This is a genomic window from Pseudomonas sp. NY11955 (assembly GCF_048068035.1).
Lineage (GTDB): Bacteria > Pseudomonadota > Gammaproteobacteria > Pseudomonadales > Pseudomonadaceae > Aquipseudomonas.
Genome location: NZ_JBLUPS010000006.1, coordinates 241,351 through 267,340 on the forward strand (window position 1 = coordinate 241,351; position 25,990 = coordinate 267,340).

The 25,990-nt window shown below is 64.6% G+C and carries 24 protein-coding genes; 22 read left to right on the plus strand and 2 right to left on the minus strand.

The window, feature by feature from the left end:
• Positions 1 to 21 precede the first annotated feature (21 nt).
• The 21 genes from ACNFBR_RS13995 to ACNFBR_RS14095 all read left to right on the plus strand — a co-directional run bounded on the left by ACNFBR_RS13995 (position 22) and on the right by ACNFBR_RS14095 (position 20,811).
• Positions 22 to 1,512: an ABC transporter substrate-binding protein gene (locus tag ACNFBR_RS13995; protein WP_416735558.1), complete on the plus strand. Its 1,491-nt coding sequence runs from the start codon at positions 22 to 24 to the stop codon at positions 1,510 to 1,512.
• A gap of 12 nt (positions 1,513 to 1,524) precedes the next feature.
• Positions 1,525 to 2,166, plus strand: a complete 642-nt coding sequence (locus tag ACNFBR_RS14000; RefSeq protein WP_416735448.1) for a SurA N-terminal domain-containing protein — start codon at positions 1,525 to 1,527, stop codon at positions 2,164 to 2,166.
• Between the two features lie 249 nt (positions 2,167 to 2,415).
• Positions 2,416 to 2,949 carry a response regulator gene (locus tag ACNFBR_RS14005; protein WP_416735449.1) on the plus strand — a complete coding sequence of 178 codons (534 nt, stop codon included), beginning with the start codon at positions 2,416 to 2,418 and terminating at the stop codon, positions 2,947 to 2,949.
• A gap of 183 nt (positions 2,950 to 3,132) precedes the next feature.
• Complete coding sequence (locus tag ACNFBR_RS14010) at positions 3,133 to 4,806, plus strand: GspE/PulE family protein (protein WP_416735450.1); 1,674 nt, start codon at positions 3,133 to 3,135, stop codon at positions 4,804 to 4,806.
• The gene (locus tag ACNFBR_RS14015) at positions 4,790 to 5,569 is read left to right on the plus strand and encodes a hypothetical protein (RefSeq protein ID WP_416735451.1); all 780 of its coding nucleotides are present in this window, start codon (positions 4,790 to 4,792) and stop codon (positions 5,567 to 5,569) included. Before ACNFBR_RS14010 ends, ACNFBR_RS14015 begins: the two co-directional genes overlap by 17 nt.
• 1 nt (position 5,570) lies before the next feature.
• A complete protein-coding gene (locus tag ACNFBR_RS14020; protein ID WP_416735452.1) occupies positions 5,571 to 6,113 on the plus strand; it encodes a pilus assembly protein in 543 nt (180 codons plus the stop codon).
• Positions 6,100 to 6,663: a type 4a pilus biogenesis protein PilO gene (gene pilO / locus ACNFBR_RS14025; RefSeq protein WP_416735453.1), complete on the plus strand. Its 564-nt coding sequence runs from the start codon at positions 6,100 to 6,102 to the stop codon at positions 6,661 to 6,663. The genes ACNFBR_RS14020 and pilO overlap by 14 nt, the downstream gene beginning before the upstream one ends.
• Entirely contained in the window at positions 6,663 to 7,172 is a 510-nt protein-coding gene (locus ACNFBR_RS14030) for a hypothetical protein (RefSeq protein ID WP_416735454.1), read from the plus strand. Before pilO ends, ACNFBR_RS14030 begins: the two co-directional genes overlap by 1 nt.
• Complete coding sequence (locus tag ACNFBR_RS14035; RefSeq protein WP_416735455.1) at positions 7,169 to 9,034, plus strand: secretin N-terminal domain-containing protein; 1,866 nt, start codon at positions 7,169 to 7,171, stop codon at positions 9,032 to 9,034. The genes ACNFBR_RS14030 and ACNFBR_RS14035 overlap by 4 nt, the downstream gene beginning before the upstream one ends.
• Positions 9,031 to 9,510 (plus strand): type II secretion system protein, encoded by a 480-nt coding sequence (locus ACNFBR_RS14040; RefSeq protein WP_416735456.1) that lies wholly within the window; start codon positions 9,031 to 9,033, stop codon positions 9,508 to 9,510. Before ACNFBR_RS14035 ends, ACNFBR_RS14040 begins: the two co-directional genes overlap by 4 nt.
• A gap of 5 nt (positions 9,511 to 9,515) precedes the next feature.
• Positions 9,516 to 9,890, plus strand: a complete 375-nt coding sequence (locus tag ACNFBR_RS14045) for a type II secretion system protein (RefSeq protein ID WP_003247965.1) — start codon at positions 9,516 to 9,518, stop codon at positions 9,888 to 9,890.
• Entirely contained in the window at positions 9,865 to 10,392 is a 528-nt protein-coding gene (locus ACNFBR_RS14050) for a type II secretion system protein (protein ID WP_416735457.1), read from the plus strand. Before ACNFBR_RS14045 ends, ACNFBR_RS14050 begins: the two co-directional genes overlap by 26 nt.
• Positions 10,389 to 10,790: a curli production assembly/transport protein CsgE gene (csgE, locus tag ACNFBR_RS14055; protein WP_416735458.1), complete on the plus strand. Its 402-nt coding sequence runs from the start codon at positions 10,389 to 10,391 to the stop codon at positions 10,788 to 10,790. Before ACNFBR_RS14050 ends, csgE begins: the two co-directional genes overlap by 4 nt.
• Positions 10,787 to 11,200, plus strand: a complete 414-nt coding sequence (locus ACNFBR_RS14060) for a curli assembly protein CsgF (RefSeq protein ID WP_012272106.1) — start codon at positions 10,787 to 10,789, stop codon at positions 11,198 to 11,200. The genes csgE and ACNFBR_RS14060 overlap by 4 nt, the downstream gene beginning before the upstream one ends.
• A gap of 34 nt (positions 11,201 to 11,234) precedes the next feature.
• Positions 11,235 to 12,086, plus strand: a complete 852-nt coding sequence (locus ACNFBR_RS14065) for a CsgG/HfaB family protein (RefSeq protein WP_060494021.1) — start codon at positions 11,235 to 11,237, stop codon at positions 12,084 to 12,086.
• A 503-nt stretch (positions 12,087 to 12,589) separates the two neighbouring features.
• Positions 12,590 to 12,835 (plus strand): hypothetical protein, encoded by a 246-nt coding sequence (locus tag ACNFBR_RS14070; protein WP_416735559.1) that lies wholly within the window; start codon positions 12,590 to 12,592, stop codon positions 12,833 to 12,835.
• 485 nt (positions 12,836 to 13,320) lie between these two features.
• Positions 13,321 to 14,304, plus strand: a complete 984-nt coding sequence (locus ACNFBR_RS14075; protein ID WP_416735459.1) for an RHS repeat-associated core domain-containing protein — start codon at positions 13,321 to 13,323, stop codon at positions 14,302 to 14,304.
• 907 nt (positions 14,305 to 15,211) lie between these two features.
• Positions 15,212 to 17,122 carry a sigma-54-dependent Fis family transcriptional regulator gene (locus ACNFBR_RS14080; RefSeq protein ID WP_416735460.1) on the plus strand — a complete coding sequence of 637 codons (1,911 nt, stop codon included), beginning with the start codon at positions 15,212 to 15,214 and terminating at the stop codon, positions 17,120 to 17,122.
• Between the two features lie 3 nt (positions 17,123 to 17,125).
• Positions 17,126 to 18,859: an ABC transporter ATP-binding protein gene (locus ACNFBR_RS14085; RefSeq protein WP_416735461.1), complete on the plus strand. Its 1,734-nt coding sequence runs from the start codon at positions 17,126 to 17,128 to the stop codon at positions 18,857 to 18,859.
• Positions 18,849 to 19,526 (plus strand): S8 family serine peptidase, encoded by a 678-nt coding sequence (locus ACNFBR_RS14090; RefSeq protein WP_416735462.1) that lies wholly within the window; start codon positions 18,849 to 18,851, stop codon positions 19,524 to 19,526. The genes ACNFBR_RS14085 and ACNFBR_RS14090 overlap by 11 nt, the downstream gene beginning before the upstream one ends.
• Positions 19,519 to 20,811, plus strand: coding sequence for an NAD(P)/FAD-dependent oxidoreductase (locus ACNFBR_RS14095; protein ID WP_416735463.1), 1,293 nt, complete (start codon positions 19,519 to 19,521; stop codon positions 20,809 to 20,811). The genes ACNFBR_RS14090 and ACNFBR_RS14095 overlap by 8 nt, the downstream gene beginning before the upstream one ends.
• A gap of 143 nt (positions 20,812 to 20,954) precedes the next feature.
• Here ACNFBR_RS14095 and ACNFBR_RS14100 read toward each other — a convergent pair whose 3' ends face one another.
• Positions 20,955 to 22,268: a hypothetical protein gene (locus ACNFBR_RS14100; RefSeq protein ID WP_416735464.1), complete on the minus strand. Its 1,314-nt coding sequence runs from the start codon at positions 22,266 to 22,268 to the stop codon at positions 20,955 to 20,957.
• Positions 22,269 to 22,405: 137 nt separating this feature from the next.
• A complete protein-coding gene (locus tag ACNFBR_RS14105) occupies positions 22,406 to 23,899 on the minus strand; it encodes an aldehyde dehydrogenase family protein (RefSeq protein ID WP_416735465.1) in 1,494 nt (497 codons plus the stop codon).
• A 480-nt stretch (positions 23,900 to 24,379) separates the two neighbouring features.
• Between ACNFBR_RS14105 and peaA the strand changes: the two genes are divergently transcribed.
• Positions 24,380 to 25,945 carry a quinohemoprotein amine dehydrogenase subunit alpha gene (gene peaA / locus ACNFBR_RS14110; protein ID WP_416735466.1) on the plus strand — a complete coding sequence of 522 codons (1,566 nt, stop codon included), beginning with the start codon at positions 24,380 to 24,382 and terminating at the stop codon, positions 25,943 to 25,945.
• Positions 25,946 to 25,990 lie beyond the last annotated feature (45 nt).

Sequence of the window (25,990 nt, forward strand, 5' to 3'; positions counted from 1 at the left end):
CTCTTGGCATTGCTCATCAGCATGAGCCTCAGCGGTTCAGCCCTGGCCCTTGATCTCACCGATCACGAACAAGCCGGCAAGCGCCTCTACCGCGAGGGCGTCTCCAGCAGCGACGCCCAGTTGCAAGCGCGGGTCGGTGCCAGCGACATGGCCGTCCCCGCCAGCGTGCTGCCCTGCGCCAGCTGCCACGGCAACGACGGCCGTGGCCGCGCCGAAGGCGGCGTGCGCCCACCCAGCCTCGACTGGCAACGCCTGGCACTCGGCCAGGGCTCGCGCGAGGCCAACGGCCGCAGCTACCCGGCTTACACCGACAGCAGTCTGGCTCGTGCCATCCAGCATGGCGTCGACCCGGCGGGCAACCGCCTGGACCCGGCCATGCCACGCTTCGAACTGACATTGGCCGACCAGCGCAACCTCACCGCCTATCTAAAGCGGCTAGCCCAGGAACGCGACCCAGGTGTGGAGGAGGGCGTGCTGCGCTTGGGCACCTTGCTGCCCGCGAGCGGCCCGCTGGCCGAAGCCGGGCAAGTGATACAGGCCGTGCTGGAAGATGGCGTGGCGCAACTCAATCAGCAAGGCGGCATCCATGGCCGGCGCTTGGAACTGCTAGTGCTCGACCCAGGTTCCGACCCCGCCAGCGCCGAGCGCGCCTTGCAACAGTTGCTGGAGCAAGAGCGGGTGTTCGCCCTGATTACGCCGTTGGCGCCGATGCTCGACCAGCGCCTGGCGACCTTGCTGGCGCCACAGAACGTGCCGCTGATCGGCAGCACCCCACGCAGCGGCGGCAGCGCACAGATCTTCGACCCGCTACCCGGCCTGCCTGAGCAACTGCTTAGCCTGGCAGATCATGCCCATACGGCACTTGGGTTGGCACCGGACGCGCTGCGCGTGGTGTATGCCGGCAACGAACAGGCAGCGTTGGCCGAGCAGCTGCGCGAGCGCCTGCTGCGCCAAGGCTGGGCGCCACCCCCTATTCAGGCGTTCGACGGCCAGCCTGTGGACGGGCAGGGCATCGTCTTTCTTGGCCGCGCCCAGGCCTTTGCCGAGTTGGCGGCGGCCTTGCAGGCGGCGGGCCGTCAGCCTTATCTGTTCGCCGCATCCAGCCAGGTAGCCGGCGCTGTGGCGCGCTTGCCCGAGCAGTGGTCGCAACGGCTGTTTCTGGCCTATCCCTATGTGCCTGAGGACTGGACCGAGCAAGGCCTGGCAACCCTCGCCGGGCTGCAGCAGCGCAAGGGCCTGGACCCACGCCAGGCGTCGCTGCAGGTCAACACCTTGTGCGCGCTGCAGCTGATGAGTGAAGCGCTGAAGCAGATCGGCCGAGACGCCAGCCGCGAACAGCTGATCGCGGCGCTGGAAGGCCTGCACGATGTATCTACCGGCCTGACCCCGGCGCTGGGCTTCGGCCCCGGCCGTCGCCAGGGCATGGCCGGCGCCCATGTGGTGGCGGTGGCCCTGCCCGGGCCACGGTTTACCGCGGTCACCCCGTACCGGCCAGTGCCGGACAGCCTTTGAGCGGAGGTTGCCATGCGTATCCTGTTGTTGTGCCTGTTGCTGGTGCTGACCAGGGCGAGCTGGGCTGATGTGCCGGCGGCGCGGGTCAATGGTGTGGAGATCGACCTGATGCGCCTGGAACGCTACTTCAGCGAGTACCTGAGCGCCCAGGGCCGCGCGGTGACCAGCATCCGTAACCCGGGCCTGTACAAACGCCTGCGCGACCAGGCGCTGGACGAGCTGATCGACAAGGAACTGCTATGGCAGGAAGCGCAACGCCAAGGCATTGCTATCAGTGATGAACAGGTGTCGGCGCACGTCGGTGAGGTGGAAGCAGCCTTTGGCAGCCCGGCCGTTTTCGAACGGCGGCTGGCGGAGGCGGGTTTCGATAGGGCACAGTACACTGAGTACACGCGGCAAGACATGGCGGCCCAGCAGCTGTACGCCCAGCTCAGTGCAGTCGACGCGCCGAGCCAGGCCGAAATAGAGGCGTTTTACGCCGCCAACCAGCAAAGACTGCAAGGAGCGCAGAACCAAAGTGATAATCCTTCGGTCATACGCGAACAGGGCCTGGTGTTGGCCAGGGCCACGCTCATCGGTCAACGCGAGGCGCAAGCGCGGCAATCCGTGCGCCAACGTTTGCGCGAGTCCGCTAAAGTGGAGATCGCCGACTGAGGCCCCTGATGGTGTTTTCCCCAATGCTGGGGAATTAAGGTTTGGCAATGTGCCATCAGTTTCCCCGCTTGTGGGGAACCGGCTGGGTGTGCCTGCTCAGCGTTGCTTGGGTGCTGGCCGGCACCCTAGGCAAATCAGTGGTTTACAGTGGTGCAACATGACTATTCACGCCTGGCACGAAGCCTGCTCAAGCCTGTACAAGGGCGCACTTCGCAGACCGGGTAACCGGGCAGTTTTTGGGAGTCGACCTTGGTGAACAGAGTATTGGTAGTCGATGACGAACAGACTCTTGCGCAGAACCTGCAAGCGTACCTGCAGGCGCAAGGCCTGGAAGTTCATGTTGCCCACGACGGTGCCAGTGGTATCGAACAGGCAGAACGCCTGGCACCGCAAGTAGTTGTGCTGGATTACCGCTTGCCCGACATGGAGGGTTTTCAGGTTCTGGAGGCTGTACGCAAGAACAGGCAATGCCACTTCGTGCTGATTACCGCCCACCCCACCGTCGAGGTGCGTGAGCGGGCCGCCGAACTGGGTGTGAGTCATGTCCTGTTCAAGCCGTTCCCACTGGTGGAGCTGGCCCGTGCAATCTTCGACCTGATGGGCATCGAGCGCCGGCGCAGGGCCACGGACAACCCGGCTGAAGGGTTCGTCGAACGACGCCAGAACAGGAACGAATCGTTCCCCCTGCAGTTGTACGATGGAAGCTGGGTATTGGCCGACCGCCGGCGTAACGGCGCCAAGCCTCCAGGGCCCGACGACGAACAACTGCTCACAGGGGAATAGCGGCGCCCGCACCCCTGGCCGAGCCAGCCTGCGACGCGCCCCTGAGCGGAGTCGCAGGCCATGCCAGAAGCATTCGATGCAACCCAGGATTTGCTGCAGCCTGCACCGGCCTCTTCGCGGGCTTGCCCGCTCCCACAAGATTCGCGTGATCTTCAGGTTTGCAGTGAACCTGTGGGGGCGGGCATGCCCGCGAAGCATCCCACACCCTTATCAGCCTACCCCCGCGATCTGCTGGCCCAAGCCCGGCTGCAAGCCAGTGACGAGCGCCTGCTCAACTGCCTGGAACGCCTGGCCTGCGACACCCCCGATACCTTCACCCGTCGCCTGGGCCTGACCCTGCACTACCCGGTACTGGACAGCCACACCCTGCTGGCCAGCAGCCCACGTTTCGACAAAGTGACCCTGGCCCAGTGCCTGAAGCGCGAATTCGTGCTGATCGAGCAAAACGGCCAGTTGCTGGGCGTGTTCGCCGACCCCTTCGACCACGCCCGCCTGGCCTGGATCGACGATGTACTGCAAGGCGCGCCGTTGTACTTGGCCCACGCCGCTGAACTGGCCACCTTTCTGGCCCGCCACGAAGAAAGCTTCCACGCCGTCGATGCCCTGGACCATGACACCGAGGCCAGCAGCGAAAGCGACCCACTGCAACGCCTGTCGCTGGCCAGCATCAGCGAAGACCAAAGCCGCGTGGTCAAACTGGTCAACTCCACCCTGTACGACGCCCTCAAGCTGCATGCCAGCGACATCCACCTGGGCATGACCGGCCAGGGCCTGACCATCAAGTACCGTATCGATGGCGTGCTCAACGGTGCCGGCAAGGCCAGCGGCAGCGCCTTCGCCGACCAGGTGATCTCACGCATCAAGGTCATGGCCGAGCTGGACATCGGCGAAAAGCGCGTGCCCCAGGACGGCCGCTTCAAGGTGGCGGTGGGCGACCGGCAAATCGACTTCCGGGTGTCGATCATGCCCAGCATCTTCGGTGAAGACGCCGTGCTGCGGGTGCTCGACAAGCAGGACCTGTCCGACCGGGTCAGCGGCGTGCAGTTGCAAGCCCTGGGCTTTGCCGACGAAACCCTGCGCGCCCTGCGCCGGCTGGCTGCCGAACCCTACGGCATGATCCTGGTGACCGGCCCCACCGGCAGCGGCAAGACCACCACCCTGTACGCCATGATCAGCGAGATCAACCACGGCGTGGACAAGATCATCACCATCGAAGACCCGGTCGAGTACCAGTTGCCCGGTGTGCTGCAGATCCCGGTCAACGAGAAGAAGGGCCTGACCTTCGCCCGCGGCCTGCGCTCGATCCTGCGCCACGACCCGGACAAGATCCTGGTCGGCGAAATCCGCGACCCCGACACCGCCCAGATCGCCGTGCAGTCGGCGCTCACCGGCCACCTGGTGTTCACCACCATCCACGCCAACAACGTGTTCGATGTGATCGGCCGCTTCAGCCAGATGCAGGTCGACCCCTACAGCTTCGTTTCCGCGCTCAACGCGGTGCTGGCCCAGCGCCTCATTCGCCTGGCCTGCCCGCACTGCGCCATACCCTGCGAACACGATGACGACACCCTGTATGGCTCGGGCCTGACCCGCGAGGGTGTGGCCGGCTGGACCTTCGTCCGCGCCCAGGGCTGCGGCCAGTGCCGCGGCAGTGGCTACCGTGGCCGCAGTGCCATCGCCGAACTGCTGCACCTGGACGACGACCTGCGGCAAATGATCGTGGAGCGCCGCCCCCTTTCGCAAATCAAGACACTTGCCTGCCAGCGTGGCCTGCGCCTGCTGCGGGCCTCGGCCCTGGACCTGGTCCGCGATGGCCGTACCACCCTCGAGGAGATCAACCGTGTCACATTCATCTGATCGTTTCTGCGCGGTATTGGGCGCCGAGGGTGTCGGCCTGGGTCGCTGGCACAATAACCACCACCAATGGCTGGGCAGCCGAGAGTTCAGCTGCGATGCCGCCCAACCGGCCTGGGAAGCCGCCGCCGATGCGCTGGCCGCGCTGCTGGCCGAGCATGCGCTGCGTGGCGCCCAGTTGCGGGTACTGCTGTCGGCCCGCTACAGCCGCTTCTGCCTGGTACCCTGGAGCGACGCCATTGGCCACCCGCGCGAACTGGACGCCTATGCCCGGGCCTGCTTCGAAAACCTCTACGGGCAGCCGTTGGACGACTGGCGCATCGTGCTGTCACCAGAGCCTGCCGGTGCCGCCCGCATTGCCACGGCGCTGCCCGAAGCCCTGTTGCAACGCCTGCAAGCGCTGGGCCGGGAAAGCCGCCTGAACCTGCGCTCGGTACAGCCGTACCTGATGGCCGCCTACAACCGTTGCTCGCCACAGCTGGAGCAGGGCGACTTCCTGTTCGTGCTGGCCGAACCCCGCCGCAGCGTGCTGCTGCTGGCCGCCGGAGGGGCCTGGCAGCAAGTGCTGGCGCAAGGTTGCGCCGACAGCGACCAGGCCCTGCAAGCGCTGATCGAGCGCACCTGCGAGCTGTACGGCGAGCACTTGCCACGGGTGTACCTGCATGCCCCCGGCCGGGGCGACGTGCCGCAACTGGCGGCGGTGCAGCTGTGCCAGCCGGCCAGCGAAGCCGACCCACTGTGCGCCATGTGGCGGGCGGTGGCCTGACATGCGCCGCCTCGACCTGGAATTCCAGCCCCGGCGCACCAGCCCCTTGGCCTGGTCGCTGCTCGCCCTTGGCAGCGCCGTGGTCGTAGGCCTGGTGCTGCTGCAACAGAACTTGCAGGCCGAGCAGGTCGACCTGGAGGCCAGTGTGCATAGCCTTGAGCTGCAACTGGGCCGCCGTCCGGCCACCGCAGCGCCACAGAACAGTGCCGCCAGCCGCGAGCAAGCCGAGCGCCTGGCGCAGATGCGCAGTGTGTCGCAGCAACTGCAACGCCCTTGGCAACAGCTGTTCGCCATGCTCGAAGCCATGCCCCAGGACGACGTCGCGTTGCTCGGCCTGACCCCGGATGCACGCAAGGGCCAGGTGCGCATTGCCGCCGAGGCGCGCAACCTCGAAGCGATGCTGCAGTACCACCAGCGCCTGGAAGCCAGTGACGAGCTCAGCGATGTGTCGCTGCTCAACCACGAGGTGCTGGCCGCACAGCCCGAGCACCCGGTGCGCTTCACCCTCACCGCCACCTGGGAGACCGGCCATGCGCGCCCTTGAATCGCTGAACAGCCTGATCCTCCAGGAGCGCCTGCGCAGTGTCGGCCCAGTCGGCCTGGCTGCCGTAGCCGTAGGCCTGCTGGCCTTTGGCGTGGCGTGCGCCGGGGTGCTGCCGCAATGGCAGAACGTGCGCGAACTGCGCGCCACCGAAGCGGACGCCAGCGTGCAGGTAGGGCGGGTCAAGCGGGGTGAACTGAAGATTGCCGTGAAACCCGAGCAACAAGCCCTCGACAGCCTGCGCCAGCAACTGCCGGGGCAGCCCCAGGCCAGCGAACTGATCGAGCGCCTGTACCACCTGGCCAGCGCCGAACACATCAGCCTGGCGCGTGGTGAGTACGCCCTGGGCATCGACCCCAAGACCCAGCTGGCGCGCTACCAGATCGTGCTGCCGGTGCGTGGCAGCTATCCGCAGATTCGCGGTTTTCTCAAAGGCCTGCTCAAGCAACTGCCGACCCTGGTGCTGGAAGACCTTGAGCTGCAACGCAAACGCATCGGCGACAGCGAGCTCAATGCCCGCCTGCGCATGACCCTTTACCTGTCGAGGTCGTGATGAACACTCAACGTGCAGTCATCTGGGCCGGTTTCCTCGGCGTGAGCGCAGCGCTGGCCTGGGCACCCGGGCACTGGTTTGACCAAGAAGAAGCGCTGGCCCCGATCGCCGGCAAGCCAGCGCCCACAGGGACTGCGGGCAGCGCCGATCCTGTAGGAGCGGCTTTAGCCGCGAAAGGGCCGGAACAGGCCTCCAGAGACCTGTTCCCCACCCAGCAGTGGACCAAGCCAAAAGCCCTGGCCACCGTCACCGAACAACCCGTGGTCGCCGCGCCCGTCGTAGCACCAGAGCCTACGGCGCCGGCACTGCCATTCGAATTCATCGGCCGCATGGGCGACCGCGACGACCTGCAGATCTTCCTGCAGAGCGGCGAAAAGCTCTACGTCGTGCGCCAGGGCGACGTGATCGAAGACACCTATCGCCTCGACCGCGTCTCGGCCAGCGAGCTGAGCCTGGTCTACCTGCCTTTGCACCAGTCGCAGACCTTGTCTGTAGGGAGCGCACCATGAAGTCGTCGAAGCTGTGCAAGCCTGCTCCGTTCCTGCTCGTGGCGCTGTGCGTGGCCATTGCCGGCTGCGGTTCCAGCGCGGTACGCAAGGACAGCGACCAGTTGATGAAGGAGGGCCAGTACGAGGCCGGCATTGCCCGCCTGGAAGAAGCCCTGCGCGATGACCCACGCGACACCGAGCTGAACATCGCCCTGGCCCACAGCCGCCAGGCGGCCGTCGAGGCGTTGATCACCCAGGCCGACGCCGACCGCATCCGCCATGACTTTGCCAATGCCCGCATGGGCTATGGCCGGGTGTTGACCCTGGAGCCGAACAACCGCCGCGCCCAGGAAGGCATCCGTCAACTGGAACTGATCCGCACCCTGGACGAGCGTGTAGCACTGGGCCAGGCCGCACTGCGCCAGGGCGACCTGTTCGGCGCCGAGCGCTACATGCGCGAAGTGCTGCGCCTGGACCCGCAGAACCAGAAGGGCATGACCCTGCGCAGCGACATCGAGAACGTCCAGGCGCGCACCGCTCAGCCGTACCCGCAGTTGCGCAGCAAGCTGGAGCGGCCGGTGACCCTGGAGTTTCGCGATGCCAACCTGAAGACCATCTTCGAAGTGCTGTCGCAGGTCGCCGGCATCAACTTCATCTTCGACAAGGACCTGCGCCCGGACATGAAAGCCACCATCTTCGTGCGTGAAGTGCGCATCGAGGACGCCGTGGCCCTGCTGCTGGAGCAGAACCAGCTGCGCCAGAAGATCGTCAACGACAACACCGTGATGGTCTACCCCGACTCGCCGCAGAAGACCAAGGACTATCAGGAACTGGTCATGCGCACCTTCTACCTGACCAGCATCGACGCCAACACGGCGCTGAACATGGTCAAGACCATGCTCAAGACCCGCGATGTGTTCGTCGACGAGCGCCTCAACACCCTGACCATGCGCGACACCCCGGACGCCGTGCGCATGGCCGAGAAGCTGCTGCAATCGCAGGACCAGTCCAACCCCGAGGTGGTGCTGGAAGTGGAGGTGATGGAAGTGGCCACCTCGCGCATCCTCGACCTCGGCCTGCAATGGCCCAACACCTTTGGCGTGCTGAGCAACGACGGCAAACCGGTCAGCGTGCTCGACCAGCTCAAGGGCATCGACTCCAGCCGCATCAGCATTGCGCCGGCGCCGCAGGCCAAGATCAACGCAGCGGACAAGGACATCAACACCCTGGCCAGCCCGGTGATCCGCGTCAGCAACCGCGAGCAGGCGCGCATCCACATCGGCCAGCGGGTGCCGATCATCAGCGCCACCTCGGTGCCGTCTACCCAGGGCCCGGTGATCACCGAAAGCGTCACCTACCTGGACGTCGGTCTGAAGCTTGAAGTGCAGCCTACCGTGCACCTGAACAACGAAGTGGCGATCAAGGTGGCGTTGGAAGTGAGCAACGCCACGCCGCTGGAAGCCACCCGCCAAGGCACCATTCCGGTCCAGGTCGACACCCGCAACGCACAGACCAGCCTGCGCCTGCACGATGGCGAAACCCAGGTGCTGGCCGGCCTGGTGCGCAATGACCACAACGCCAGCGGCAACAAAATCCCCGGCCTGGGCGACATCCCCGGCCTGGGCCGGCTGTTCGGCAGCAACAAGGACGACATGAGCAAGAGCGAGCTGGTGCTGGCGATTACCCCGCGCATCGTGCGCAACCTGCCGTACCAGAGCCCGTCGGACATGGAGTTTTCCACCGGCACCGAGTCGGCCATGCAAGTGCGCCAGATGGCCCCGCTGCCACCGATGGACGTGCCTGGTAATGCACCGACCACCGACGCACCGGTCGTGGACAGCCAGATGGCGGTCGCCCCGGTCAACGGGAGCCCACGGCCATGAACACCCGGCGCCGCATGCATGGTTTCAGCCTGATCGAGGTGGTGCTGACCCTGGCCCTGCTCGGGCTGCTCGCCAGCATGGCCGCGCCGCTGACCGAAACCGTGGTGCGCCGTGGCAAGGAGCAGCAGCTGCGCGAGGCGCTGTACCAGATCCGCGAAGCCATCGACGCCTACAAGCGCGCCTTCGACGCGGGCTACATCGAAAAGCGCCTGGATGCCAGCGGCTACCCGCCGAACCTGCAGGTTCTGGTGGAAGGGGTGCGCGATGTACGCAGTGCCAAGGGCGCCAAGTTCTACTTCCTGCGGCGCATCCCGCACGACCCGCTGATGGCGGCCAAGGACAAGGATGAAGGCGGCTGGGGCCTGCGCGCCTACGACAGCAGCCCCGACAACCCACGCGAAGGCGAAGACGTGTTCGATGTGTACTCCAGGGCCCGTGGCAAAGGCCTCAACAACATCCCTTACGGGCAATGGTGACAGCCATGAAACGCAGCAAAGGCTTCACCCTGATCGAACTGCTGGTGGTGATGGCAATCATCGCCACGCTGATGACCATCGCAATGCCGCGCTACTTCAACAGCCTGGAGAGCTCCCGCGAGGCCACCCTGCGCCAGAGCCTGGCAGTGCTGCGCGAGGCGCTGGACCACTACTACGGCGACACCGGCCACTACCCGGACTCGCTGGAACAGTTGGTGGAGCAACGCTACCTGCGCAACACCCCGGTCGACCCGATCACCGAGCGCAGCGATGCCTGGCAGCTGGTGCCACCGCCCGAAGGCGTGGCCGGCGGCGTGGCCGATATCAAAAGCGGTGCCACAGGGAGGGCGCGTGATGGCAGCCTCTTCGCTGAATGGTAAGGCCGAAAGCGGCTTCACCTACCTGGGCGTGCTGCTGCTGATTGCGGTCAGCAGCGTGGCCCTGGCCGCCACCGGCACGATCTGGGCCAGCGCCGCCCAGCGCGACCGCGAACGCCAACTGCTGTGGGTCGGCAGCCAGTATGCCCAGGCCCTTCGCAGCTACTACCGCGCCTCGCCGGGGTTGGCCCAGTACCCGCAAGAGCTGGCCGACCTGCTGCAGGACAACCGTTTCCCCCAGGCCAAACGGCACATACGCAGGCTTTACCCCGACCCGATCAGCAACAGCGACGAGTGGGGCCTGCTGCGCTCGATCGACGGTCGCATCACCGGCGTGCACAGCCGCTCGGACGCCACCCCGTTCAAGCGCAGTGGCTTCAGCGCCGAATGGACAGGTTTCGAGGGTTTGGAGCATTACAGCGACTGGCAGTTCGTCGCCGAGCAGGCCTTCAGCGAAAGCGCCGGCGGTGTGCAGACCCATGCAGGCCCGGGAGACACACCATGAACCGTCTGGCCGCGCTGTGCCTGAGCCTGCTGTTGCTGGGTGTGCTGACCACCTCGGCCAAGGCCGGTAATGAAGACGAGATGCAAGGCTTTATCGTCGACAACACCATCTCGCACATCGGCCACGACTTTTACTACTACTTCGCCGACCGCCTGCGCGCCACCAGCCGCCTGGACTTCAACCTGGTGGTACGCGAACGCCCGGATGCCCGCTGGGGCAGCCTGGTCACCGTGGAGTTCGAGCGTGAAGTGATGTACCGCCGCTTCCTGCCGCCGAACACCACCGAGCTCAAAGACGAGGCCGTTGCCGCTGCCGACCTGGTCAAGCAGCAAATCATTCAACGCAAGCTGCAACGCCTGCTGCAGGACACCACCGACTTGGAGAGGGACGAGCTATGAACCACCGCATTCCACGTTGCATCGCCGCCTGCCTGTTGGCCAGCGCCTTTGCTGCCCAGGCCACCGAGCTGGTGTACACCCCAGTCAACCCGGCGTTTGGCGGCAACCCACTGAACGGCACCTGGCTGTTGAACAACGCCCAGGCGCAGAACGACTACGACGACCCCGACCTCAAGGACCGTGCCTCGGCCTTTACCGGCACCACGGCCCTGGAGCGCTTCAGCAACCAGCTGGAGTCGCGGATGTTGTCGCAGTTGCTGGACAACATCAGTAACGGCAGCACCGGCAGCATGGCGACCGATGCGTTTCTCATCGACGTCATCGACGATTCCGGGGCCTTGAGCATCAAGGTCACCGATCGCGCCACAGGAGAAATTTCGATCATTGAGGTCAGCGGCCTGAACCCCTGAGAGGGAAGGGCTTTTATGTTGGGGAGAGAACACCATGAAACGTCTGCTGAGCACGCTGCTGATCCTCACCGCCCTGGGCCTGCAAACAGGTTGCAGCCTGCGCGAACCCATGTCGGCCGAACAGGACTCGGAAACCCCGACCCTGACCCCACGGGCCTCGACCTACTACGACCTGATCAACATGCCACGCCCCAAAGGCCGGCTGATGGCCGTGGTTTATGGCTTCCGCGACCAGACCGGGCAGTACAAGCCAACCCCGGCCAGCTCGTTCTCCACCAGTGTCACCCAGGGCGCGGCCAGCATGCTGATGGACGCCCTGAGCGCCAGCGGCTGGTTCGTGGTGCTGGAGCGTGAAGGCCTGCAGAACCTGCTGACCGAACGCAAGATCATCCGGGCTTCGCAGAAAAAGCCTGATGTGGCGGAAAACATCATGGGCGAGTTGCCACCGCTGCAGGCCGCTAACCTGATGCTCGAAGGCGGCATCATCGCCTACGACACCAACGTACGCAGCGGCGGGGAGGGGGCTCGTTACCTGGGGATAGACATCTCCCGCGAGTATCGGGTGGACCAGGTGACCGTGAACCTGCGTGCGGTGGACGTGCGCACCGGGCAGGTGTTGGCCAACGTGATGACCAGCAAGACCATCTACTCGGTTGGCCGCAGCGCCGGGGTGTTCAAGTTCATCGAGTTCAAGAAGCTGCTGGAAGCCGAGGTGGGCTACACCACCAACGAACCGGCGCAGCTGTGCGTGCTGTCGGCGATCGAAGCGGCGGTGGGGCATTTGCTGGCGCAGGGGATCGAGCGGCGGTTGTGGCAGGTGGCCGGAGATGCGGGGGATGGCAAGGCCACGGTGGACAAGTATTTGAGCCAGAATCAGCAGCCGTGATCGATCTTGAGGGCCTCTTCGCGGGCAAGCCCGCTCCCACAGGTACTGCGTAGCCTTTGAGATCACGCGGTCCCTGTGGGAGCGGGCTTGCCCGCGAAGAGGCCGGTGCAGTTGACAGAAGTGTTACGACAAATGCCCTCAGCTTGAAACCCTTCCCTCACCCCGGTAGTCTTTGCCCGCTGCTGTCAATCCAGCAGCCGGGTTTGGTAGCCCGCAATCAATCAAGGCGCACAAGCGCCCGCTCTGCGATATAGTTGGCGCTTTTTTGTGCCCGGCTGTTTCGTTTTATGGCGGCTGTGCGTGGGGCGCCTCCGTGCGCGCCGGTTTCCTTGATTCCCGGTCTACCAACCTGCGTACAGCCGTCACCATTTCGTTTGGTAGCGATCTGTGGCGGCTCCAGTGAATCAAGGAGCGACACAATGACAAAAGGCTTACCTGATCCTCCCGTACGCGCCACCACGGCGTCCTCCAGTTTTTCGACCTGTGAATGCAGCCATCCGCCGTTGTTTGCCGTGCGTGCGGGGGTGGATTACGAAGATGCGCTGGTGCATCTGTCCACGCTGCTCAAGGGGGCGTTTGCGACCAACCTCAAGGCGTTGGAGTTGGCCAAGGGGACCTGCCGGGATCTGCTGTTGAGCAATGACCATGGGCTGGATTCGGCAAAGGCGGTGGTGGAGGCGTTGCTGGATGGGGTTGAAAGGCAGCAGTTGGACGAGCGGGGGAAGGTGGAGCTGGTGCAGGGTGTTTGAGGGCTGGCTCGGGGGTTGTGTTTGGGCCGCTAAGTGCCCGCCGATGAAGGTTTGGCGCCTGTGAGATCGAGCGCCGCCCGCGCGGCGCATCGCGAGCGAAGCTCGCTCCTACATTTGTTTCGGGCCAATTATTCCTGTGGGATTTGCGCGCGAACGCCTTGGCGCATGGCTCGATGTCGCGTCGTGCAAACAAGGCGGTCGCGCGCGTATGCCACAGGCGTTACTGGCCCGAAACAAATGTAGGAGCGAGCTTCGCTCGCAATGCGCCGCGCGGGCGGCGCTCGATATCCGCCCCAGCCGAAAACCCAAGCCATACACCCCCAGTCACTCTCAGCCATTTCTCCCGCACACTGCGGAAAACTCTCAAGCTCTTACCCCGCCACCTTACACGGCACTAGGCCATTGCGAACTGATATTTTTGATAGTTGCGCTTGTATTGAAACTAAGCAATTGTTTCGTAAAGGTTGGTTGAAGCGGAGCAGGCGATGTCTCGATATTTTTATAGCGGGCGGCGATTAGCTACCAAGGTGAGTGCGGATAACGCTTGCAGTGTGTTTGCTGGCGCTGACGTTGTGTTAGGTGAAATTTCTGAACAAACGCGATGGCTGCTGGCTGTAGATCGACGAAATTCAATATTCAAGGTGCAGCACAGTCGAAGCTATAGCCCTTATGGCTTTGATCAGGCTGCATCGGCAGAGTCTCTCCTTGGTTACAAGGGTGAACATCGGGATGTCACGTCTGGATGCGATTTGCTTGGCAATGGGGTACGTGCCTATAGCCCGGTACTGATGCGATTCTGTTCACCTGATGTGATAAGCCCATTTGGCGTGGGTGGGATCAATGCGTACGTATATTGCGAAGGAGATCCTATCAATTATCTGGACACTGACGGGCGGATGAAAGTATCTTCCCCTTGGGCATATGAACAACCTTACGGTATAAGCCAGCGGTCGCGCGCTATTCAGCGTGTATCACAGCCATCGCCGCCAACCGCTATGCAGAAGATGCCAGTAAATGACAATCGTCCGCTTTCCTCGCGAGTACCTCCAGAGGGGGTATCGCTGCAGCAGTTGAAGCCCTTTGATTCATCGCGGCAGGCCGTGCCAAAGAAATTCTGGGCAAACATAAAAAACACAGGAACGGATCCCGGGGCGTACGCGAACACACTGGTTAACGTGGCGCGAGGCAACGGAGTGGTCAATAGCAGTAAGTTTACAGACCAACTGCTGATTAGTGCGATCAAGCACAAGATTGAAATTGGTAGCAGTAGCTTAAAGGATTGGAGCGAGCGCGCTTCACTACACCTTCTAGGGTTTTCAAATTTTAACAGCGCACTAGTTAATCTCGGGATTCAAATCAATAGAGTGGTGCGCTCCAATTTTCCAGCAATGGAAGCCTCCGACAGCAACGCGAGCTTAGCCAGTCTGTTACGTTGGTCTGAAAATCAGACCTCTTCCAACAGTGGGTGAGTCTGGCTTGACCGGGGCTTCACTGGCATCTGGCTCGGTGTGAGCCTCTGTAGGCGCTGCGGTGCGGTGATCCTATTTGCCCGAGTAGAAGCCGGAGCAGGTGAGACGATCATTTGGGAGAAGTGTTACAGTGCTTATCCTTCGCTTGAAACGCTTACCCGACAGCGGCAGTCTTTGCCCGCTGCTGTCAATCCAGCAGTCGGGTTTGGTCACCCGCAATTATCAAGGCGCACAAGCGCCCGCTCTGCGATACAGTTGGCGCTTTTTTGTGCCCGGCTGTTTCGTTTTATGGCGGCTGTGCGTAGGGCGCCTCCGTGCGCGCCGGTTTCCTTGATTCCCGGTTGACCAACCCGCGTACAGCCGTCACCACTTCGTTTGGTAGCGATCTGTGGCGGCTCCAGTGCTTTGCTGGATGGGGTTGAGAGGCAGCAACTGGACGAGCGCGGGAAGGCGGAGCTGGTGCGGGGTGTTTGAGGGCTGGCTCGGGGGTTGTGTTTGGGCCTCCAAGTGCACGCCGATGAAGGTTTGGCGCCTGTGAGATCGAGCGCCGCCCGCGCGGCGCATCGCGAGCGAAGCTCGCTCCTACGTTTGTTTCGGGCCAATTATTCCTGTGGGATTTGCGCGCGAACGCCTTGGCGCATGGCTCGATGTCGCGTCGTGCAAACAAGGCGGTCGCGCGCGTATGCCACAGGCGTTACTGGCCCGAAACAAATGTAGGAGCGAGCTTCGCTCGCGATGCGCCGCGCGGGCGGCGCTCGATATCCGCCCCAGCCGAAAACCCAAGCCATACACCCCCAGCCATCCCCCAACCCATCAACCAGATGACGCCCAGCCATTTCTCCCGCACACTGCGGAAAATTCCCAAGCCCGTACCCCGCCACCTTGCAGGGCACAGCCGGAGTAGAAAATGGCGCGACAACTAATAACAAACGCCCAAGACCCGCTGCACGAATCCCGCCAGGCCCGCCTGAAACTGGCCAGCGAAGGCGAGCTGCCGCTGGGCATGCTGCGCGACGAAATCGACGCTTCCTGGCGGCGCAGCCTTGGCCATGGCCTGGATTGCCTGCAGGGCGAACAGGTCGGCCTGGGCCTGGAACAAGGCCATGACCTGCGCATGCTGCTGGAGCGCAACCGCCTGCTGGTCGACGCCGTCACCCCCGAACTTGACTACCTGGTCGCACGCCAGGGCAAGGCCGGTATCGTCATTCTCGGCGACGCCCAGGCCAACGTCCTGGCCATCGAAGGCCAGACGCACGTGCTCAGCCGCGAGGGCCTGCGCGACCTGCATCCCGGCAGCTGCTGGAGCGAGTCGCTGCGCGGCACCAATGCCATCGGCACCGCCGTGGTCGAAGGCCGGCCGACGCTGATCAACTGCGGTGAACATTACCTCGACCGCCTCAGCCCGTTCTCCTGCACCTCCGTACCGCTGCGCGACCCGCGTGGCGAGGTGATCGGGGTGCTCGACATCACCCGCGAAGGCGTAATGGCACAGCCGCAAGACAGCCTGTCGACGCTGATGCTGGCGGCCGGCAACATCGAAAGCCGCCTGTTCGGCCTGTGCCACCCAGAGCAACTGGTGCTGGCCTTCCACAGCCGCCCGCAGTACCTCAACAGTGCCTGGCACGGCCTGCTGGCGCTGAGCCTGGACGGTGAAGTGCTGGCCGCCAACGACAGTGCTTGCCAGTTATTGCAGGTGCCGCGCCATGAGCTGATTGGCCGGCGCAGCACTGACCTGCTCGGCGAGCGTTCACCTGCGTTTATCGCTCGCCTGTGGCAGGGCGGGGTGAGCAGTGTGCAGACGGCCAAGGGTGAGTTCTACTTCCGCGCCCTGCAACTGCCACGCCATGGCCGGGTCAATGGCAGCACGCCAGCCGGCAAGCCGGCGCTGAGCAAGCAGTCGCCCGCGCTCGACGCCCTGGCCGGTGGTGATCCACGCCTGGCGCGCAACCTGCGCATGGCCCGTCAGGGTTTGGGCAATGGCCTGCCGGTGCTGCTGCTGGGCGAGACCGGTACCGGCAAGGAAGTGGTCGCCCGGGCCTTGCACCAGGCCAGCCCGCGTGCCGACAAACCGTTCGTGGCCGTCAACTGCGCAGCCATCCCCGAAGGGTTGATCGAGTCGGAACTGTTCGGCTACCGCGAGGGCGCCTTCACAGGTTCTCGCCGCGGCGGGATGGTCGGGCGGTTGATGCAGGCGCACGGAGGTACGCTGTTCCTCGACGAAATCGGCGACATGCCGCTGGCCTTGCAGGCGCGCCTGCTGCGGGTACTGCAAGAGCGCCGTGTAGCGCCGCTGGGTGCCGGCGACGAGCAGGACATCGACGTGGCGTTGATTTGCGCCACCCACCGCGACCTCAAGCGTTTGGTGCAGGAGCAGCACTTCCGCGAAGACCTGTACTACCGGGTCAACGGCGTGTCGCTGCGCCTGCCGGCACTGCGCGAGCGTGACGACCTTGCCGCGATCATTCAGGGCCTGCTGGACAAGTCCGATGCCCGTGGCGTCACGCTGGACCCGGCGTTGGCGGCATTGCTCGAAGGCTTCGACTGGCCGGGTAACATCCGCCAGCTGGAAATGGTGGTGCGCACGGCGCTGGCCATGCGCGAGGACGGCGAGCAGGTGCTGACTATGGACCACCTCACCGATTGCCTGCTGGACGAACTGGCCAGCGGCTCGGCGCCCTCCGGCAGCCTCAAGGACAACGAGCTGGAGCTGATCCGTGGCGCCTTGGCGCGGCACCACGGCAATGTGTCTGCTGCGGCCGAGGCACTGGGCATCAGCCGGGCGACGCTGTACCGCAAGCTCAAACAGTTGCGCGGCTGAACCATGGGCCCATTGTTCGCAAAGCTGGTGGAGTCCAGCGACCCTGTACTCATGCGCCAGGCATTGGCCTGGCTGTATGGTTTCGTGCGCCCGCACCGGCGCGCCATCGGCCTGCTGCTGGGCTTGTCGCTGGGCGCCTCGTTGCTGGCCCTGGCACAACCGTGGCTGGTCAAGACGTTGATCGATGAAGGGCTGCTGGCCAAGGACTACCAGACCCTCTGGCACATGGCGGCGATCATGATCGGCGCAGGCCTGCTGGGCACGGTGCTGGCTGGCGTCAACCGTTACCTGCACACGCGCTTGTCTGGGCGCATCCTGTTCGCCCTGCGCGATGACCTGTACCGCCACCTGCAGCAGTTGTCGCCGACCTTCTACGGGCGGCGGCGCATGGGTGACATTCTTTCGCGGCTGGACGGCGATGTGGCGGAGATCCAGCGCTTTGCCGTGGATTCGCTGTTCTCGGCGGTGTCGGCGGTGATCGGCTTGGTGGGCGCGGTGGCGTTGATGCTGATGCTGTCGTGGCAGTTGTCGCTGTTGCTGGCGCTGCTGGTACCGATCGAGGTGCTGTGGCTGCGCTGGATGCGCCGTAAGGTAGAGCGCGAAGTGCGCAACCTGCGGGAACGATCGGCGGATGTGTCGTCGTTCCTGGTCGAGACCTTGCCGGCGATGAAGTTCATCCAGGCGGCCGGCCAGCAAGGCCGCGAGGCAGGGCGGCTGGATCAGCTTGGCCAGGGCTACATGCGCCAGTTGCTGAAGGTGCAGGTGACCGAATTCTTCACCCAGGCCATTCCCGGCACGCTCACCTCATGGTGCCGCGCTTGCGCGTTCCTGGTCGGCGGCTGGTGGGTGATTCAGGGGACCTGGCAGCTAGGCGCGTTAATCGCCTTTTCCACCTACATGGGCATGGCCGTAGGGCCGGTGCAGAGCCTGCTGGGCTTGTACGTGGCGGTGCAGCGCATGGCCGTTAGCCTGGGGCGGGTGATGGAGCTGAAACAGGAGGCGGTGGCCGTGCGCCCGGCAGCCAACCCGCAACCCATCCCAGATGGGCCAGGCGAATTACGCCTCGAAGCACTGAGCTTTGCCCATGAAGGGCGCCAAGGTGCGGTGCTGAATAACGTACAGGTGTGTGTGCCTGGCGGGCTGAAGGTGGCCATCAGCGGTGCCTCGGGGGTTGGCAAATCGACCCTGATCGACCTGTTGCAGCGCTTCTACGACCCGGACGCCGGGCGCATCCTGCTGGACGGCACCGACCTGCGCGAGCTGGACTTGGCTGCGTTGCGTAGGCGTATCGCCGTCGTCAGCCAGGACATCGTGCTGTTCCGTGGCACCTTGGCGCAGAACCTGGCCTACGGTGTGCCCGAGGCCAGCCGCGCAGAGCTGGAGCGGGTGGTGCGCCTGGCGCGGCTGGACAGCCTGGTCGAGAGCCTGCCGTTGGGCCTGGACGGCTTGCTGGGCGAGCGTGGTCAGCAGTTGTCCGGCGGCCAGAAGCAACGTATCGCTATCGCTCGAGCCGTGCTGCAAGTCCCGGCGATCCTGGTGCTGGACGAGGCCACCTCGGCGGTGGACGAAGCCACCGAACGCGAAGTGATCGCGGCCATCGACCAGTTGTTCGCCGGCCGCACGCGTATCCTGATCAGCCACCGTGCTTCGACGCTGGCCGATGCCGACCTGCATTTGCAGCTGCATGATGGCCAGTTGCAGGTGCTACCGCAGGAGGCAGTCAATCATGGGCACTGACGTGCGCGTTGGCGTCATCGACAGTGGCTGCTCGCCGGAACAGGCCAACAGTTTGCTGGATGCCCGGCGTTTCTGGCTGGAAGACGGCCAGTTGCGTGAAGGTGAACTGCTGCCCGACCAGCTGGGGCATGGCAGTGCGGTGCTTGCTGGCTTGCAACGTGAGGCCGGGCCAGTGCCGTTGCTGGTGGCCCAGGTGTTCAGCAGCCAGGCCAGTACCAGTGCCTTGCAGGTGGCGGCCGCTCTGCTGTGGTTGGTGGAGGCGGGGGCTACGCTGGTCAATCTCAGCCTTGGCCTGCAGCAGGACCGGCCTGTGCTGCACCAAGCCTGTGCCGAAGCGCTGGCTGCCGGTGTGCTGTTATGTGCATCCAGCCCGGCACAGGGAGGACCGGTTTACCCGGCAAGCTACCCCGGGGTCATCCGGGTTACCGGTGATGCGCGTTGCGGGCCAGGTCAGTGGTCGTGGCTTGGCAGCCGGCAGGCGGACTTTGGTGGTTATGTAGGCGCGGGCGGTAGAGCGGGTGCGAGCCTGGGCTGCGCGGCGTTGAGCGGGAGGATTGCCGCCTTGCTGCGGGGCGAGCCGAGTATGGATCGCCAGCAAGTCCATGATTGGTTGCGTCACCACGCGACGTTCACCGGACCGGAGCGGCGAGGTGCCAGCCATGCTTGAAGCGCGCATTGTGGTGTTGGGTGCCGGGCCGGCAGGTGCGGCCACGGCCATTGGCCTGCGGCGGCTGGGCTATGCCGTGACGGTGGTGTCGCAGTGGCGCCGCTTCGCGGCCGTTGAAGGGGTTTCGCAGCGGGTGCTCGACGGCTTGCGTCACGCAGGCCTGGGTGGGGCCTTGAGCCAGGCGGCCATGCCGGCTACCCGGCAGGTGCACTGGAACGGCCAGCACCTGCACATGAACCAGGAATTCTTGCTGGATCGGCAACGGTTTGACCGGGCGTTGCGCGAAGATCTTCAGCGTGCCGGCGTAAGCGTGGCCGAGGGGCGGGTGTGCGAGGTCGTGCACGAGGGTGGTCATCATGTACGTCTCGACGATGGGCAAGTGCTGACTGCTGATTTTCTCGTCGAAGCCCGAGGCCGCCAGGCACCGCTGGCCACGGACCGCCTGCGCGGGCCGGAAACGGTCAGCCTGCTCAATGCCTGGCAGGGTAGCCCCGGGGCGCCAGCATCGGCAGTGGAAAGCCTGGAGGATGGCTGGGCGTGGATGGCACGGCTGGAAGATGGCCGCTGTTACTGGCAAGTCACCCAGGACGCCGCAGGCCTGCCGGGGAAGGCCGGGTTGGCAGATTACTGCGCAGCGCTGCGGGCCGGCAGCAGGTTGGTGGCCGAGCTGTTCGACGATCAGGCGTTGCTGCCGACACAGGTGCATGCACGCAGCAGCACTGCCATTCTGGCCGGCGAATGCGTCGGGCAGGACTGGATCCGGGTGGGCGATGCGGCGATGGCCGTTGACCCACTGTCGGGTAACGGGATTTTCCAGTCGTTGTCTTCGGCATTGCAGGCGCCGGTGGTGATCAACACCTTGCTGCGCAGGCCCGAGCGGGCGGCGTTGGCGCGGCAGTTTCACCAGCAGCGGGTCGAGCAGCTGTTCTTGCGCTTTGCCCGTATCGGGCGGGATTTCTATGGGCAGGAGCAAGGGCGGGTAGGGCAGCCGTTCTGGGCTCGGCGCCAAGGCTGGCCGGATGCGCAGCCGCTGCATCAGGAGGCTGACTGGCAAGCGGTGCGGGTCGAGCGGCGGCCGGTGCTGCGTGATGGGCTGGTGGATGAGGCCGAGGTGGTGGTGACGGCGGACCAGCCGTTGGGGGTGTGGCATTTGCAGGGGGTAGCGTTGGCGCCTGTGGTACGGGCGTTGCAGGGTGGTCTGGCAGTTGGGGCAGTTGTGTCGGGCTTGCCGGGTGAACAGCAGGTGATGGTGCGGCGGTGGTTGCTGGAGCAGGGCCTGGTTTGAAATTGCCGGGGCCGCTTTGCGGCCCATCGCGACGCAAGGTCGCTCCTACACAGGTACAGCGCAAGCATCACAGGCAATGCTGTACCTGTGTAGGAGCGGCCTTGTGCCGCGAAAGGGCTGCGTAGCAGCCCCAGGCTGGTGAATCAGAAAAAGGTCCCGACAATCAGTTGCATGTAGGCCCCCGTATCCCGCCCACCCAATTGCGTGCCGCCGTTGTCCGCACTGCGCTCTGGCTTATAGAACCCCACCAACGGGCTGATCAGCAGGTGGTCGTTGACCATCCATTCCACGTACAGGTCCAGCTCACGCCCGCCGAGGTTGCCCTGGTCGGTGTCCAGCGTGTCGAAGTCGAAGTACAGCGCACCGACGGTCAGGTTGTCCCGTGGCTTACCTTTCAACGCCACATGGTGCACCTGGCTGTTCTTGTTGAATGGCCCGGCATAGTTGGCCGCCACTTCACCCTGGAACCAGGTGCCGTAGCCACGGCTCAAGCCATAGAACAGCGGGTCGAAGCCTTCGGAGAAGCGGCTGTAGCGGTAGGTGGCAGTCGGTGACCAGGGCATTTCGGAGAAGGTCCAGTTGCCTTCCAGGTACCAGGCATTTTCGCGCCCGCCGGTCTTGTCCTGGGTCACGTACTCGGCGGCCAGTTCCAGGTCCTTCACGCCCAGGTTGCCGCGCCCGTGCAGGCTGGCAGTGTCCATGCCGTCGCGGTGTTCCAGGCCCATGATCTGTGCGTAGCGCTGGTCCACGTCGAGGCCGCGGATCCAGCTCAGGCCCACGGTGCCGGCGTCGGCGACGTGTTCCAGGTTGGCTACCGCCAGCGAGGTGTCGGCCTGGTAGTGGTTGTCGGACTTCAGCCACATCAGGTCGCCGCGCCAGCCCTGCTTGCCGCCCAGGCGCAGCACGGCGGTGCGGTCGAAGGCTTTGCGGGCGGCCAGGTAATAGGCACCGCCACGGTCGAAGTTGGCACCTAGGTCGACCTTGCCGAGGTTTACCGGGTCGCCCTGGATCAGGAAACCATCGCCCAATGTCACTACCTGGCGGCCGCCGGAAATGTCCACGCCATCTTCGCCCAGGGCCGGGAACAGGTTGGCCGAACGCCAGCCCAGGTACAGGTCTTCGATGGCGGTGCGGCGTTCGTCGCCCAGGGTCAGGCCGGCGGCATCGCCATCGCCCCAGGTGGCGGAGCTGAGCAGGTTGACGGCGCCGTAGAGGGCGCCGCTGTCGGCCAGGGCCTGGCTGCCGCTAAGGCCGTATTTGATGTAACCCTCTTGCCAGGCGGTGCTGCCGGGCTGGCGGTTGCCGGCCTGGTTGAAGCTTTCGTCGCTGTGGAACACGCCGAACAGGGCTTCGAGGTCGGCGTTGAGGGTGGTGCCGTTTTGGTTGTACAGCTCGTAGGCTTGGCTGGCGGGTGCGGCCACGAGCAGGGCCAACGTGCAGGCGAGAGTGTGCCTCATGGTGTGCTCCATGTTTTTTGTTGTTGTTTTTCGGGTACCTGTGCCGGCCTCTTCGCAGCACAAGGCTGCTTCTACGGGGGCCGCGTTGCTTTTGTAGGCGCAGCCTTGGGCTGCGAAGAGGCCGACACAGGAAAAGATCAGAGCTTGATCAGCACCGACTTGAGCTCGGTGTAATGTTCGATGGCCGCCGCGCCCATCTCACGACCAACGCCAGACATCTTGTAACCGCCGAACGGCAGTGCCGGGTCCAGTGCGCTGTGGCAGTTGACCCACACCGAACCCGACTTGATGCGTGGGATCATGCGGTGCACGGCCGCCAGGTCGTTGGACCAGATGCTGGCGCCCAGGCCATAGGGGTTGTCGTTGGCCATGCCGATCACTTCGTCGATGTCATCGAACGGCATCGCCACCAGTACCGGGCCGAAAATTTCTTCCTGCACCAGGCGGTGACGCTGGTCGACATCGACGATCACCGTGGGCTTGACGAAGTAACCTGGGCCGAAGCCTTCACCGCCGCAGGCGATGGTCGCCCCCAGTTCGCGGCCAAGCTCGATGTAGCCGGTGACGCGGTCCTGTTGCTTGGCCGAGATCAGCGGGCCCATCTGTACCGCCGGGTCCAGCCCGTTGCCCAGTTTCATGCCATTGGCGATGCCGGCGATGTCGGCCACCACGTTGTCGAAGTGCTTACGGTGTACGTACAGCCGCGAGCCTGCGCAGCACACCTGGCCCTGGTTGAAGAAAATCGCCGTGGCCGCACCGGCTGCGGCTTCCTGCAGGTTGGCGTCGGGCATGACGATGGTCGGCGACTTGCCGCCCAGCTCCAGGGTGACGCGGGTCATGTTGTCCATGGCCGCCTTGCCGATCAGCTTGCCGACCTCGGTGGAGCCGGTGAAGGTCAGCTTGTCCACGCCAGGGTGGCGGCTGAGCGCGGCGCCCGCATTCAGGCCTGTACCGGTGATGACGTTGAGTACGCCTGCCGGGTAGCCGGCTTCGTCTACCAGCTCTGCCAGCTTGAGCACGCTCAATGGGGTTTCATCGGCGGGTTTTAGCACCACGGTGCAGCCGGTGGCCAGGGCTGGGCCGAGCTTCCAGCAGGCCAGCAGCAGCGGGAAGTTCCAGGCGACGATGGCGCCGACCACGCCTACCGCTTCGCGGCGCACGAAACCGTGGAACTGGTCGTTGGGCATCAACGGCATGGAGGCTTCGACGGTGCTACCCTCGATCTTGGTGGCCCAGCCGGCCATGTAGCGCAGGAAGTCGATGGCCAGTTGCACGTCCATCACCTGGGCCACTGCGGCGCTCTTGCCGTTGTTCAGGCATTCCAGTTCGGCCAGTTGGCGGGCGTCGCGCTCCATCAGGTCGGCCAGGCGCCACAGCAGGTTCTGCCGCTCGCGCGGGCGCAGGCGGCTCCAGGCCGAATCGTCGAAGGCCTGGCGCGCGGCGCGCACGGCGCGGTCGACATCTTCGGCCTCGGCGGCGGGTACTTCACCCAACACCTCGCCGGTGGCGGGGTTGCGGAACGACAGGGTGCGACCGCTGGCGGCGTCCTGCCAGTCGGCGCCGATGCGCATCTTCAGCTTGCGTTCGAGAAAGGCGCGGGTGGCGGGCAGGATGGGCAGTTCGGAAAGCATGGGGCGGTGCCTCTTGTCATTGGATGTGTGGGGCACAGGCGCAATGGGCGTGCCAAGGTGGGCAAATGGCCGCAAGGTGTTGAAGGCGTTGGGTTTTGCCTAGGCGCAAGGTGGCGATTGCAGGCGTGCGCTGTTGCACATTGAGACGGTGTGAGACGGTGGTGAAACAGTGGCTGCACCGGCCTCTTCGCGGGCTCGCCGCTTCCACAGGTACAGCGTCGGGCTCAGGCATGTGGGAGCGGGCGGGCCCGCGAAGGCCTGCGCAGCAGGCCCTGTCTCAGGATGAAACACCCTGTCGCGAAATGGCACGCTGCAAATGGCCATACCTGCGGACGATAAAACCAGAAAAACGGCCTAAAAGCCTGAAAGGCAACACTTTTACAGCACCTGGCACAGTTCCTGTATCACAACCGTCACATGCACACCTGCTGTACCAAAGCGTGCGAAAACGATAAGAACAACAACCGTGGAGGTCTGACCTTGAAGACGACTCGACTCCGGCGGCATGCGGGCAAACTGGCGCTGGTCGCCGCCGCGCTGCTGAGCACCCAGGCCATGGCGGCCGAGCAGGGCCCGAGCCTGTTGCAGAACAAGTGCATGGGGTGCCATATCCCCGAAGGCAACGACACCTATAGCCGCATCAGCCACCAGCGCAAGACGCCGGAAGGCTGGCTGATGAGCATTGCCCGCATGCAGGTGATGCACGGCCTGCAGATCAGTGACGACGACCGTCGCACGCTGGTCAAGTACCTGGCCGACAAGCAGGGACTGGCGCCCAGCGAGACCGATGGCGTGCGCTACGCCATGGAGCGCCGGCTCAACACCGTGGAGCACTTCGACACCCAGCTCAGCGAAACCTGTGGCCGTTGCCACTCCGGTGCCCGCGTCGCCTTGCAACGGCGCCCGGCCAAGGAGTGGGAACACCTGGTCAACTTCCACCTCGGCCAATGGCCGTCCCTTGAATACCAGGCCCAGGCGCGTGACCGCGACTGGCTGCCGATAGCCCTGCAACAAGTGGTGCCGGAGCTGGCCAAGCGCTTCCCGATGGAGAGCGCGGCATGGGCCGAATGGCAGAAGGCCAAACCCAAGGCTGACGCACTGCCGGGGCAGTGGGCATTCAGCGGCCATATGCTGGCCAAGGGCGATGTACGTGGGGTGATGAGCGTCACGGCCGCTGAGGGCGATACCTTCAAGGTCGAGGTCAAGGGCGCTTACGCCGACGGCACGCCGTTCAACGGCAGCGGTACGGCGATCCTCTACAACGGCTATGAGTGGCGTGGCAACGTCAAGGTGGGCGATACCAACCTGCGTCAAGTGTTCGCCGCACTGGATGGCGAAATGAAAGGCCGCATGTTCGAAGCCGAACACGATGAGCGTGGCCTGGACTTCACGGCTGCGAAGGAAGGCAAGGCGCGCCTGCTGGCGGTACAGCCGGCATTCATCAAGGCCGGCGGCGAAAGCGAGATCACCCTGGTGGGTAGTGGCCTGGACGGCAAGCCAGACTTGGGTGCAGGGGTGGAAGTGACCGAAGTGCTGGAGCAAACCCCGACCCTGGTACGGGTCAAGGCCCGCGCCGCGGCAGACGCCAAGCCTGGCCAGCGCGAGGTTGCGGTGGGCGCGCTCAAAGGCGTCAACCTGACGGTCTACGACAAGGTCGACGAAGTGAAGGTAGTGCCGGCGTTCTCCATCGCCCGCATTGGCGAGAACGGCGCTTCGGTGCCGAAAGTGCAGGGCCGCTTCGAGGCCGAAGCCTGGGGTAAAGATGCCAACGGCCAGCCGCTGCGTATCGGTTACTTGCCCGCCAGCTGGAAGGTCGAGCCGTTCAACGAGCGTGCGGTCGAGGACGAAGACGTCAAGTTCGCCGGCAAGATGCAGGCCGATGGCGTATTCGTGCCGGGCGGCGCCGGGCCCAACCCTGAGCGCAAGATGATGACCAACAACGCCGGTAACCTGAAGGTCATCGCCACGCTGGCCGACGGTGGCCAGACTGGCGAAGGGCACATGATCGTCACCGTACAGCGCTGGAACAACCCGCCGCTGCCGTAACGGCAGGCTGCAACGGTTTTCCAACGGATCGATTATCGGGAGGTC